This window comes from Haliea sp. E17 (assembly GCF_048323675.1).
Classification (GTDB): Bacteria; Pseudomonadota; Gammaproteobacteria; order Pseudomonadales; family Halieaceae; genus Mangrovimicrobium.
Genome location: NZ_JBLWFK010000007.1, coordinates 196,699 through 209,241, shown reverse-complemented (window position 1 = coordinate 209,241; position 12,543 = coordinate 196,699). Strand labels below are relative to the sequence as shown.

At 64.3% G+C, this 12,543-nt stretch carries 12 protein-coding genes; 7 read left to right on the top strand and 5 right to left on the bottom strand.

All coding sequences use genetic code 11. The annotated features are described in order from the left end of the window. Positions 1-371 precede the first annotated feature (371 nt). Positions 372-1,667, bottom strand: a complete 1,296-nt coding sequence (tyrS, locus tag ACNKU3_RS18650; protein ID WP_418261071.1) for a tyrosine--tRNA ligase — start codon at positions 1,665-1,667, stop codon at positions 372-374. Between the two features lie 272 nt (positions 1,668-1,939). Here tyrS and ACNKU3_RS18645 point away from each other — a divergent pair, with 272 nt between their 5' ends. Next, positions 1,940-3,259, top strand: coding sequence for a peptidoglycan DD-metalloendopeptidase family protein (locus ACNKU3_RS18645; RefSeq protein WP_418261070.1), 1,320 nt, complete (start codon positions 1,940-1,942; stop codon positions 3,257-3,259). Further along, positions 3,259-4,395 (top strand): anhydro-N-acetylmuramic acid kinase, encoded by a 1,137-nt coding sequence (locus tag ACNKU3_RS18640; protein ID WP_418261074.1) that lies wholly within the window; start codon positions 3,259-3,261, stop codon positions 4,393-4,395. Before ACNKU3_RS18645 ends, ACNKU3_RS18640 begins: the two co-directional genes overlap by 1 nt. Here the strand turns inward: ACNKU3_RS18640 and erpA are convergent. From erpA to argC, 3 genes are all read right to left on the bottom strand, one after another. Further along, positions 4,387-4,740 carry an iron-sulfur cluster insertion protein ErpA gene (gene erpA / locus ACNKU3_RS18635; RefSeq protein WP_418261069.1) on the bottom strand — a complete coding sequence of 118 codons (354 nt, stop codon included), beginning with the start codon at positions 4,738-4,740 and terminating at the stop codon, positions 4,387-4,389. The genes ACNKU3_RS18640 and erpA overlap by 9 nt on opposite strands. A 108-nt stretch (positions 4,741-4,848) precedes the next feature. Next, complete coding sequence (locus ACNKU3_RS18630) at positions 4,849-5,595, bottom strand: DUF6776 family protein (RefSeq protein ID WP_418261068.1); 747 nt, start codon at positions 5,593-5,595, stop codon at positions 4,849-4,851. A gap of 10 nt (positions 5,596-5,605) precedes the next feature. Then, positions 5,606-6,637 (bottom strand): N-acetyl-gamma-glutamyl-phosphate reductase, encoded by a 1,032-nt coding sequence (gene argC, locus ACNKU3_RS18625; protein ID WP_418261067.1) that lies wholly within the window; start codon positions 6,635-6,637, stop codon positions 5,606-5,608. A gap of 122 nt (positions 6,638-6,759) precedes the next feature. Between argC and ACNKU3_RS18620 the strand changes: the two genes are divergently transcribed. The 5 genes from ACNKU3_RS18620 to ACNKU3_RS18600 all read left to right on the top strand — a co-directional run bounded on the left by ACNKU3_RS18620 (position 6,760) and on the right by ACNKU3_RS18600 (position 11,939). After that, the gene (locus ACNKU3_RS18620; protein WP_418261066.1) at positions 6,760-8,493 is read left to right on the top strand and encodes a chloride channel protein; all 1,734 of its coding nucleotides are present in this window, start codon (positions 6,760-6,762) and stop codon (positions 8,491-8,493) included. 3 nt (positions 8,494-8,496) lie between these two features. After that, complete coding sequence (locus ACNKU3_RS18615) at positions 8,497-8,916, top strand: CopD family protein (RefSeq protein ID WP_418261065.1); 420 nt, start codon at positions 8,497-8,499, stop codon at positions 8,914-8,916. Positions 8,917-8,997: 81 nt separating this feature from the next. Continuing rightward, a complete protein-coding gene (hemL, locus tag ACNKU3_RS18610; protein ID WP_418261064.1) occupies positions 8,998-10,293 on the top strand; it encodes a glutamate-1-semialdehyde 2,1-aminomutase in 1,296 nt (431 codons plus the stop codon). Then, positions 10,290-11,297 (top strand): porphobilinogen synthase, encoded by a 1,008-nt coding sequence (gene hemB / locus ACNKU3_RS18605; RefSeq protein WP_418261063.1) that lies wholly within the window; start codon positions 10,290-10,292, stop codon positions 11,295-11,297. Before hemL ends, hemB begins: the two co-directional genes overlap by 4 nt. Before the next feature lie 3 nt (positions 11,298-11,300). After that, positions 11,301-11,939 carry a delta-aminolevulinic acid dehydratase gene (locus ACNKU3_RS18600; RefSeq protein ID WP_418261062.1) on the top strand — a complete coding sequence of 213 codons (639 nt, stop codon included), beginning with the start codon at positions 11,301-11,303 and terminating at the stop codon, positions 11,937-11,939. Here ACNKU3_RS18600 and ACNKU3_RS18595 read toward each other — a convergent pair. Continuing rightward, positions 11,936-12,523 (bottom strand): NUDIX hydrolase, encoded by a 588-nt coding sequence (locus tag ACNKU3_RS18595; RefSeq protein ID WP_418261061.1) that lies wholly within the window; start codon positions 12,521-12,523, stop codon positions 11,936-11,938. The genes ACNKU3_RS18600 and ACNKU3_RS18595 overlap by 4 nt on opposite strands. Positions 12,524-12,543 lie beyond the last annotated feature (20 nt).

Below are 12,543 nucleotides of genomic sequence, written 5' to 3'. Positions count from 1 at the left end.
CGTCAACTTGTTAATCAGCTCCCGCAGCGCGCTGGCTTTGGGTTTTGCTTCCGGGTTGTCCCTTCAGCGAGGAGGCGTATTATACAGAGCGCTTCCCGGTTGGCAACAAAAATTTTTAACTTTTTGCTGCCGTTTCCACCTCTCCGGAACTCTGGGGTTTGCCCGCTAAGCTATTGATAGCTTTTGGGAAACTTCCCGGTGTCGACCCTTGGGTTGAGCACCTCTCCCGGTGAAGGGACGCGAACTATACGTACGGGAATCATGGCGCGCAAGCCCTTTTTTGAAATAATTTTCAGGGGTGTTTAAATAATGATCCGGACACCCCTGAATCGGTCATTTTTCCCTCGACTCCAGGGTGGGCGGACCAGAAATCAGGCGACCTCGAACAGGTGGTACTTCTTCTTGCCCAGCCGTACCAGGTAGAAACGACCAAAGGCGGCCTGCGCCGAATCGAAGCAGGCGGCGACATCCGCATTACTCTCCATACCGATGGCGCGCCCATTGATCACCACCGCATTGCGCCCGAGCGCATCTTTTACCTGCTTGCCAGAGGGGGCGAGACCAGCATCACTGAACAACTGGGTCAGTGTTTCCGGGAAATCGCCGCGCGCAAGGGTACTCGAAGGCAGGCCATCCTGTCGCAACTGGCCAAAATCGGACTCGGACAGCGCATCGGCGCTACCACTGAACAGGGCCTCGGTAATACGCCTGGCGGCCGCCAGCCCCGCTTCACCGTGGACCAGCCGGGTAACTTCTTCCGCCAGGATGCCCTGGGCCTCGGGCCGACCGGCGCGCTCGGTATCCGCCCGCTGGATCTCCCCGATCGCAGCGACGTCAAGGAAGGTAAAGTAGCGGAGGAAACGGTACACATCCGCATCGGCACACCCCAGCCAGAACTGGTAAAAGGCGTAGGGCGAGGTCTTGCTTGCGTCCAGCCAGATGGTTCCGGACTCGGTCTTGCCGAACTTGGTGCCATCCGCCTTGGTTACCAGGGGCATGGTCAGCCCGAACACCTGGTTGCCATAGAGCCGGCGCGTCAGGTCTATACCGCCGGTAATATTGCCCCACTGGTCCGAGCCGCCCAACTGCAGGCTGCAGCCGTAGCGCTTGTTGAGTTCGGCAAAATCGTAGGACTGCAGGATCATGTAGGTGAATTCGGTGTAGCTGATGCCACTGCCCTCGCGCTCGATGCGCTGCTTCACCGACTCCTTCTGGATCATGGCATTCACGGAAAAGTGCTTGCCGACATCGCGGAGGAAAGTGAGCACATCCATATTGGCGGTCCAATCGAGGTTATTGACCACCTCGGCGGACGCCGCGCCTGCATCGAAATCAATAAACTGGGAGACCTGGGCGCGGATCTTGTCCACCCAGCCCGCCACCACGTCGGGCGTATTCAGCTGCCGCTCCTGGGCCTTGAAACTGGGGTCGCCAATCAGGCCGGTGGCGCCGCCGACCAGGGCCAGCGGCTTGTGTCCCGCCTGCTGGAAACGACGCAGCATCAGCAGTGGCACCAGGGAACCGATATGCAGGCTGTCAGCCGTGGGATCGAAACCGCAATACAGCGTCCTGCATCCCCCGTCCAGCCAGGCAGGAAGCTCGGCTTCACCGGCGATCTGGAAGATGAGTTCTCGGGCACGAAGGTCCGCTAGGAGTGCGCTGCTCATGGGGTGATCTCGCATATAAAGAAGGAGGTTCGAAACCCGGTTCTACCGGGGCCGCCAACCTTACAATACCACCCCGGAAAATCAAACTTACTGCAAAGTTTTGTTTGGCACGGATTGAATCTTATATATACTGAAAAACGACTATAAGTGGATTTATACGGGACATGCCTGCAGCGAACAGACCGCGGGGGGCCACCGCGCTTCGCCAAAATCAGTCACGCGCCATTGCTTTACCCCTCAGCCAGATCAACCTGGTCAAAGGGCATATCGCGGTGGGCGCAGCCCTGCTCGCCGGCCTTGTCGCCGTAGTCAACCTGCAGAACACCAATACCGCCGAGCCCATCAACCCGGCGGATATCGAAGCCCTGCTCAACCCCTACTCCCAGGCCAACACGGCACCCAGGGTGCCGCTGATGGCGAACATTCCCCTGGAAGCGGCCGCGCCGAAAGCCGAAGTGGCACGGGAGAATCATTGGGATGAGGAGACCGTGCGCTCCGGGGATAACCTGTCCCTCATCTTCAAGCGTGCCGGCTACAACATGCAGGACGTCTACAACGTCACCAGCTCCCCGGACGGCAACGAACTCACCCGGATCTACCCCGGCCAGACCATTGCCTTCCAGGGCAGTGACGACGGCCAACTGCTGGCCGTGCGCTACGAAAAGAACCCCCTGGAAACCATCCAGTACACCTGGAAAGAGGAGGGTTTCGTACGCGAAGTCACCACCCGCGAGCCGGAGATCCGCCGCGTCAGCGCGGCAGGTGAAATCAGGTCCTCCCTGTACACCGCGGGGATAGATGCAGGCCTGTCGGTCAATACCATTATGGACATGGCCAACATTTTTGGTGGCGTCATCGACTTTGTCGGCGACCCGCGCAAGGGCGATACCGTGGAAGTGGTGCTGGAGCAGGCTTGGCTGGACGGCGAGAAATACTCCGACGGCGCCATCCTGGCGGCCTCCTACACCAACCAGGGCAAGACCTACACCGCCTACCGCTACACCGACAGCGCGGGCGACACCGGCTACTACAATGAAGACGGCATGAGCATGCGCCGCGCCTTCCTGCTGGCCCCGGTCGACTTCACCCGTATCAGCTCGAATTTCAATCCCAAGCGCCTGCACCCGGTACTCGGCACCGTGCGCCCCCACCGCGGCACGGACTACGCCGCCCCCACCGGCACACCGGTATATGCCGCGGGCGACGGCAAGGTCATCAAGGCCGGCTACTCCAGCGCCAACGGCAACTATGTCTTCATCAAGCATGGCGACCAGTTCGAAACCAAGTACCTGCACCTGAACAAGCGCAAGGCCAGCGTGGGCCAGAAGGTCAGCCAGGGTGACGTCATTGGCACCGTGGGCTCTACCGGCCTGGCTTCCGGCCCCCACCTGCACTACGAATTCCTCATGAATGGAGTGCACCGCAACCCGCGCACCATCCATAAATACCTGCCCAAAACCAAGACCCTGCCCGCCGCGGAACTCGCCGCATTCCACGCTGCCATCGCCGAGACCTCGTCCATGCTGGCGGCGGCCCGCGGAGAAGAGAACACGCGGCTGGCAATGCACGAAAAGCCCGAAAACCGCGGATGATCACAGAACCGCGCGGGCTGTTTATCGGCCTGTTGTCGGGTACCAGCGTTGATGCAATCGACTGTGCCCTGGTGGAAATCGACCACCGGGTGCAGCTCCTGCACAGCCGGGAATACCCGATCCCCGAAGCGATTCGCGAAGAGATCGCGGCGATCAGCCACAGCGGCGACCGCGAAATCGAGCGTATGGGAATTCTCGACCGCCAGCTGGGCCAGTTGCTGGGTACTGCCGCCAATCAGCTGATCGCGGCCGCAGGCGTCACTGCCCCCGAGGTCACCGCGATCGGCAGCCACGGCCAGACCATCCGCCATCGCCCCGCCTCGGGCGGCCATGCCCCGGAAACCAGCTTCACCCTGCAGATCGGCGACCCCAACAGCATCGCCGAACTCACCGGCATCACCACGGTAGCCGATTTCCGGCGCCGCGACATGGCCGCCGGTGGCGAAGGCGCCCCGCTGGCGCCCGCCTTTCACGCCCACGCCTTCGCTGCCCCGGACACACGCCGGGCAATCGTCAACATCGGCGGCATTGCCAACATCAGCCTGCTGGACGGGGCGCGCCTGATCGCCGGTTTCGACTCCGGGCCCGGCAACACCCTCATGGATCACTGGATCGCCCGCCACCGGGGCCAGCACTTTGACCGGGACGGCCAGTGGGCCGCGTCCGGGCGCGTCGACCCGGGTCTCCTGCGGGTATTGCTGCAACACCCCTACCTGCAACGCAGCGGCCCCCGCAGCACCGGCAAGGAAGCGTTCAACCTGGCCTGGCTGGATGCGATCCTCGGCGCCAGCCCGGCCACTGCGGCGCAGGACGTGCAGGCGACCCTCTGCGAGTTCACCGCCGCCAGCATCGCCGCGCCGATCCTGCAGGCTGCTGTGCCAGTGGATGAGATCTACATCTGCGGCGGCGGTGCCCACAACCGGGACCTGATGGGGCGCCTGGCGAGATTGCTGGCACCGCGCGCGGTGGGCGACACCGACGCGCTGGGGATTCACCCCGACTGGGTGGAAGCGGCGGCCTTCGCCTGGCTGGCGCAGCGCCGCCTGGGCGGCCTGCCCGGCAATGCGCCGATAGTCACGGGAGCGAAAGGTGAGCGGGTCCTCGGGGCGATCTACCCCGGTATGTTCTCAGATTGAGAAGGAAGCGCCGCAACCACAGGTTGTGGTGGCGTTGGGGTTGTTGATCACGAAGCGGGAGCCTTCCAGGCCCTCGGTGTAATCCACTTCAGAGCCCACCAGGTACTGGTAGCTCATCGGGTCGACCAGCATTGTGACTCCGCCGTTTTCAATAACGGCGTCGTCCTCGGCGGCCTCTTCCTCGAAACTGAAGCCGTACTGGAAACCGGAGCAGCCACCGCCGGTGATATACACCCGCAGTTTCAGCGACTCATTTTCCTCTTCAGTCACCAGCTGGCGCACCTTGCGAACGGCGTTGGCCGTCAGGTTGATGCTGCTTGGGTTGAATGATTCAGCGACAGACATTTTGCCTACTCGAGACCCGTATACCGGGCCATTAAACTACACATGGATGCCAATTATCTTAAACCCGAGTAAATCAGTCAACTTTATCCTGCGACCGGGCGCCCCGGCCTAGAGACCCACGTTGGAGAATTTGTCCTTGGGGGCCCAGGGGAAAATTTCCCGACTCTCCATAGCGCGCGGCTGACTGGCGCTCGCTTCCACGCTGACCGCGGTGGGCGCAAAACCCCCGGGCAGGGTCAGGGTTCCTTCGATCGACTGGAAATAGCGGAAATTGAGCGCGATGGTCTCTCCCTCGACATCCGCGCTCAGCGCGGACAGCGGATAGCCGATTTCCTCCCCGTCCTGCATGCCGAGTATCTCCACCTTCAAGCGGCCATTCAACATGGCGTGCTTGCGGGCTTCCTGCTGCGCCACAATGCGATAGGCATACTGCCCGTCACCTTCCATGGCTACCAGCTCGAGGGGTCGCAGGCTGAGGCCCTGGGCTATTTCCCCGGGGCTCATCAGGCTGCGGTAGAAGCGCAGGCCCTCCTCCAGGGAGGCGATCTCCTCCTGCTGTGAGGCGAGATCCTTGCGCACCATCTCCAGCGCTCCGGCATCCACCGACGCGCGGGTGCGCTCCATGTTGAGTTCGGACTCCAGTCCGGCAATGCGCTCCTGCAGCAGCGGCACCTCGTCCTCGAGTGCGTGATAGCGCTCGGGGTCGATGCCCAGGCCACTGTAGGCGGCCTGCTCCCCGAGATAGAACGCGCCGGCGAGCAGTAACATGGCGACCAGCCCGCTGGTCAGCAACAGCAGGCGCAGGGACCGCTGGGGAACCTGGTCGACCACAAACTGGCTGATGCGGGCTAGCACACCGGGCGCCTCAGGGCATCAGGCCAACCTGCTGGAGCCCAGTGGTCTCCGGCAGGCCAAACATGATGTTCATGTTCTGGATACCCTGGCCTGAAGCGCCCTTGACCAGGTTGTCGATCACCGACATGACCACCACCGTATCGCGCTCCTGGGGCACCTGGACCGAGATCCGGCACTGGTTGGCGCCGCTGACGGTGCGGGTCTGCGGAAATACGCCGGCGGGCAGTACATCGACGAAAGGCTCGTCGGCATAGCACTCCTCGAACAGGTCCTGCAGGTCCTCGCGGGAATCGGTGAGGTTGGCGAACAGCGTGGCGTGAATGCCGCGGCTCATCGGCAGCAGGTGCGGCACGAAGGTCAGCTGCACCGCGTGGCCGACCATCTCGGCCATTTCCTGCTCGATTTCCGGCAGGTGGCGGTGGCCGGCCACCCCGTAGGCCTTGAAGCTGCCGTAGACCTCGGTCAGCAGGTTATCCACCTTGGCCTGGCGCCCGGCGCCGCTGGCACCCGACGCCGCGCTGGCGATCAGGTGCTGGGTATCCACCAGGCCGCGCTGCAGCAGGGGCATCAGGCCCAGCAGGATGGAGGTCGGGTAGCAGCCCGGGCAGGCCACCAACTGCGCGCCGGCAATCCGCGCGCGGTTGATTTCCGGCAGGCCGTATACCGCAGTCTGCAGCAGTTCGGGACTGGTATGCGGCACCCCGTACCACTTCGCGAAGACCTCGGGGTCGCGGACGCGGTAGTCCGCAGACAGGTCGATCACCCGGGTGCCCGCCGCCAGCAGGGCCGGCACGGTCTCCATGGCGACCGCGTGGGGCGTGGAGAAGAACACCACATCGCAGGACGCCAGCAGTTTTTCGTCGGTGTCGCTAAAGGCCAGGTCGTAGTGGCCGCGCAGGTTGGGGTAGAGCTCGTCGACGCGGCGGCCGGCTTCGGAGCGCGAGGTAATGGCCGTCACCTCCACCTCCGGATGCGCCGCCAACAGGCGCAGCAATTCCACGCCTGCGTATCCCGTCCCTCCGACAATGCCAACCTTGATCATGTTGCTCACCTTGTTCTCTGAATACACTTACCCCATGCAGGGGCATGGGCGGGGTAGTATAAAGGCATTCAGCGGCCGATTAACTGTTAATATTGACTGCACGAACCTACCCAAGTGTCACCGTGCAGAGACTGATCAGCCAGTACCGCAACTACCTCACTCGCTATGACTCGGTCATCGCCTACGCCCTGCTCGGCGTGGTCGGCGGCCTCGCCTCGGGCGCGGTGATCATTGCCTTCGAGGAGGCCATCGTCTACCTCGCGGCACTGTTCGGCGTCGGCGACCACGGCGACAACTTCGAAGCCCTGCCCCCAATGTGGCGTTTCATCCTGCCCGCCGGCGGGGCGCTGGCCCTCGGCATCGTGTTCTACCTGCTCAAGGCAGAGGACCGCGAGACCGGGATCGTCCATGTGCTGAGCCGGATGCACAGCAGTTACGGCGTGCTGCCGGCGCGCAATGCACTGGTGCAATTCGTGGCCGGCGCCTTCGCCCTCGCCACCGGCCAGTCCGGCGGCCGCGAAGGTCCCGGCGTACACCTGGGCAGTGCTGTCAACAGCCTGCTCGGGCAGCGCCTGTCACTGCCCAACAACAGCCTGCGGATGCTGATAGCCTGCGGGACTGCCGGCAGCATCTCCGCGGCCTTCAGCACACCGCTGGCCGGCGTGATCTTCGCCATGGAAGTCATCGTCGCCGAATACACGGTGGCCGGCTTCATCCCGGTGATCCTGGCCGCGGTAACTGCGGCGGCGATCAAGCGCACCTTCGACCCCAGCGGCACCGCCTTTGACATGCCGCCGCTGGAACTTAGCTCCCTGTGGGAGATTCCCTACATCATCCTGCTCGGCATCACCTGCGGCATGGCCGTTGTCGCCTTCATCCAGATCAGCAAACGCACCGCCCAGCTCTCGCGCTACAACATCATCCTGCGTTTTTCCGTGGCCGGCTGCATCTCCGGCGCACTCGCCCTGGTGGTGCCGCAGGTGCTCGGCGTCGGCTATGACAGCCTGAACCTCGCTCTCGCGGGCCAACTGACCCTGGGCCTGTTGCTGGCGCTGGCCGCTGCCAAACTCGTCGCCACGGCAATAACTGCCGGCATGGGTATCCCAGTGGGCGTCATCGGCCCCAACCTGCTGATCGGCGGTTGCCTGGGTGGGGCCTTCGGGATGATCGGCTTCAACCTGATGCCCGCTTACGCCTCCGACCCGACTCTTTATGTGGTCCTTGGTATGGCCGCGACCATGGGCGCCGTCCTCAATGCACCACTGGCGGCCCTGCTCGCCGTGATTGAACTGACCCGCTCGATCGGTCTCAGCATGCCCGCCATGCTGGTGATCGTCGCCGCCACCCTGACCAGCGGTGGCATCTTCGGCCAGCGTTCCCTGCACCAGACCATCCTGCGGCAACTGCAGCGCCTGATACCCGACGACCCGCTGAACCAGCTCCTGCACCGCACCCACGTGGGTTCGATCATGGACACCCGGGTAGTGCGGGTCCCCACCGTGGTCGGGGCCGAGGACCGCGTCACCCTGCTCGAATTCCGGCCCCAGTGGTGCCTGGTCAGCAAGGAGCGCGAGGACCTCTACCTGGTCCACGGCGACGAGCTGCTGGACTGGCTGTCCGCCAGCGAAAACGAGGACGCCGACATCACCGACTCGGGTATCCGCCGCTGGACCATGACCCGGGTGCCGCTGCAGGCGACCCTGCGCCAGACCCTGGACAGCATCAATCGCCACACGGTAGAAGCGGCCTGCGTGTTCGAGCGCAGCCGGCGCTCCAGGCAACCCGTACTGCACGGCGTCGTAACCCGGGAGAACATCGACAGGTTCACCCTGGGCCGGCTTCATTCCGAGGAATAATCCATGCTGTGGATGAAAGCACTGCACATCATCTTTGTCGTCTGCTGGTTTTCCGGCCTGTTTTACCTGCCGCGCCTGCTGGTCAATTACGCCGGCGCCAGCCACGACGCGACCCGCGAGCAACTGGCGCAGATGGCGCGCCGCCTGTACCGTTTCGTCACGCCCTTCATGGTGCTGGTGATACTGCTCGGTATCGGCATGCTCAGCACCAACCCCGGCTACTACCTGCACGCGGGCTGGTTCTGGGCGAAGATGGCGGGCATGGCGTTTCTTGTCGCCTATCATTTCCAGTGCGGCCGCTATGTCCGTGCGGCGGTCGAGGGCCGGGACCGGCACAGCACGCGCTACTACCGTTTTTTCAACGAGGTACCAGTACTGTTCCTGTTTGCCATGGTCATGCTGGCGGTGCTCAAGCCGTTCTAGGAACTGGATATTCCCGCGCCCAGACCGGATAATTTGCCACCCCCGAACCGATTTCCAACGCAGCAGCGGAGCAGCCACCCCATGAGTACCTCAGCACAGCTTTTCGAACGCGCGCGGCAGCATATCCCCGGCGGAGTGAACTCACCGGTGCGCGCCTTCAAGGCGGTGGGCGGCACGCCGGTCTTCATCGAGCGCAGCGATGGCCCCTATGTCTTCGACAGCGAGGGCAAGCGCTATATCGACTATGTGCTGTCCTGGGGCCCCATGCTGATGGGCCACAACCACCCCGCGGTGCGCGAGGCGGTGATCCGCCAGAGCGAAAAGGGCCTCAGCTTCGGCGCCCCCACCGAACTGGAAATCGAGCTGGCAGACCGCATCTGCGAAATCATGCCGAACATGGACCTGGTGCGCATGGTCAACTCCGGCACCGAGGCGACCATGAGCGCGATCCGCCTGGCCCGCGGCTTCACCGGCCGGGATACCATCGTCAAGTTCGAGGGCTGCTACCACGGCCACTCCGATTCGCTGCTGGTGAAGGCCGGCTCCGGCGCCCTGACCCTCGGCGTGCCCAGTTCCCCGGGGGTTCCCGCGGCGCTGGCGGACCACACCCTGACCCTGACCTACAACGACGCCGAGGGCGTGCGCGCGGCCTTCGCCGAACACGGCGAACGCATCGCCTGCGTCATCGTCGAGCCGGTCGCCGGCAACATGAACTGCATCCCGCCCCTGCCGGGCTTCCTCGAGACCCTGCGCGAGGTCTGCACCGCACACGGCGCGGTACTGATCCTCGACGAGGTCATGACCGGTTTCCGCTTCGGCCTGCAGGGCGCCCAGGGCTACTACGGCATTGAGGCGGACCTGACCACCCTGGGCAAGGTCATCGGCGGCGGCATGCCGGTGGGCGCCTTTGGCGGCAAGCGCGAGATCATGGAGCAGATCGCCCCGCTGGGACCGGTCTACCAGGCGGGCACGCTCTCCGGCAACCCCATCGCCATGGCGGCGGGCCTGGCGACCCTGGACATCATCTCCGCCCCCGGCTTCTACGCGCCGGTATTCGAGCAGACCACAAAACTGTGCGAGGGACTGGAGAGCGCCGCCCGGGATGCCGGGGTACCGTTTACCACCAATCACGCGGGCAGCATGTTCGGCGGCTTTTTCACCGCCGAGGACGCCATCCACAACTATGCCCAGGTGATGGCCTGCGACACCGCCCGCTTCAACCGCTTCTTCCACCTGATGCTCGAGGCCGGGGTGTATCTCGCGCCCGCCTCCTATGAAGCCGGTTTCCTGTCCTCCGCGCACAGCGACGACGACATCGCGGCGACCGTCGAGGCGGCCCGGCAGGCCTTCAAGCAAATTGCGGGAGACACCCAATGAGTTTTAACAGCCAGCGCGGCCCCTTCCCGGTTACCCGCATGCGCCGCCTGCGCGCCAACGATTTCGCCCGCCGCCTGGTACGCGAGAACCAGCTCAGCCCGGTGGACTTCATTTTCCCGGTGTTCGTGCTGGAAGGCAGCAGTACGCGCGAGGCCATCCCCTCGATGCCGGGTATCGAGCGCCTCAGTATTGACCTGCTGGTCGCGCAGGCGCGGGAACTGGCGAGCCTGGGCGTTCCGGCCATCGCCCTGTTTCCGGTGGTCGGCGGGGAGAAAAAATCCCTGCACGCGGAGGAGTCCTGGAACCCGGACGGCCTCGCCCAGCGGGCGGTGAGGGCCCTCAAGGACGCCCTGCCCGATCTCGGCGTTATGACCGATGTCGCCCTCGACCCGTTCACCACCCACGGCCAGGACGGCATCATCGACGACAGCGGCTATGTGCTCAACGACATCACTACCGAGGTACTGGTGAACCAGGCGCTGTCCCACGCGGAGGCCGGTGCCGACATCGTCGCCCCCTCGGACATGATGGACGGCCGCATCGGCGCTATTCGCGGTGCACTGGAATCCGCCGCCCACATCAACACCCTGATCATGGCCTACTCCGCCAAGTACGCCTCCGCCTACTACGGCCCCTTCCGCGACGCTGTCGGCAGCGCCGGCAACCTCAAGGGCGGCGACAAGTCCAGCTACCAGATGGACCCGGGCAACAGCGACGAGGCACTCCACGAGTGCGCCCTCGACCTCGCCGAGGGCGCGGACATGATCATGGTCAAGCCGGGTATGCCCTACCTCGACGTGGTGCGCCGGGTGAAGGACGAACTCAAGGCGCCCACCTTTGCCTACCAGGTGAGCGGCGAGTACGCCATGCACCAGGCTGCCTTCGAGCGCGGCTGGCTGTCCCGGGAGGCGGTCATGCTGGAATCCCTGATGGCCTTCAAGCGGGCGGGTTGCGATGGCATCCTCACCTACTTCGCCCTCGAGGCCGCCAAAGCCCTGCAATAAGCCATGTTGCGCTGCCTGCCGCTGCTGCTGTTTACCGTATCGCTCTGCCAGCCTGCGTGGGCGGAATGCGAATGCCTGTGGCGGGGCAGTTTCGCCGAGGTCGAGGCCGAGGCGGACCTCGTGATCAGCGCCACCGCCCTGTCGAGCAAGGGCAACTCGGTGGACTTCACCGTTGACCGCACCCTGCGCGGGGCGCTGTCACCCGCCGAAGTGCGGGTCTGGATGCAGGCCCGCGACTACTGCCGCCCGCCGGCGGAAGATTTCCCGCCGGGCTCGTCCTGGGTACTGGCCCTGCAGCACATCGACGCCGCTGTGCCGGGCGGCTTCGATCCCGCCACCCCCAATATCAGCTATGGCCGGGTCGGCGATTACCTGCTCTCCAGCTGCGGTGGCTACTGGCTGAAACGGGAACAGGACTACGTCACCGGGCCGCTTGTCGACAGCCCGCGCTGGGAGCGCGCGCCGAAAATGACGCCGGTACTGCTGGATATCGTCGCCGCCTTTGTCGCGGGTGAGGTGGACGTGCAGACCCTGAAGGATGCCAGCCAGGAAAACCCGGCGCTGCGCGAACTGCGCCTCAACACCCGCGCCTTCCTGCGCGCCAGCGGCGCGCCAGCGCCGGACCCGCAAGCCGGCGACTAGGGCCGCTGCGCTACCGCCAGCAGGTCATCCAGCATGCGCAGCGACAGGCCCCAGATACAGCGCCCGCCAAAGTAGTAACAGGGCAGGCGAATCCCCATCAAGCGCCCCAGCCAGAGCAGTTCTTCCCGGTTGCCGTTGTCGAGCAGGAAATCCAGCGGTACCCAGACCACCTCGGCCACCTCGTAGTTCGGCGTGAATTCCACCTCGCGCTGCAGCAGGAAGACGAAGGGACTGACCGCCATGCCCAGCCCCCGGCGGGGCCGTGCGCGAAAGTCAGAGAGCCTGCCGAGGCAGCGGTCTTGCGGCCCCAGGGTGAGGCCGGTTTCCTCCTCGGTTTCGCGCACCGCCGCGGCGAAGCCGTGGTCGTCGCCCGGGTCGAGATGGCCGCCGGGAAAGGCCATATGGCCGGACCACACGTCGCCCTCCCGCTCCGCGCGTTTAATCATTAGAATATGCAACTCGCCATTGCGCAGCTGCAGGACCATCGCTACCGCGGATCGCCGCATCCAGCGACGCAACCAGGGCCTGCGAATCCGCAGGCGCGGCAGCGCGCTTTCAATCCGGTTCAAGAGCAATTCAGACAAATTTATTCCCCGCAACTCAG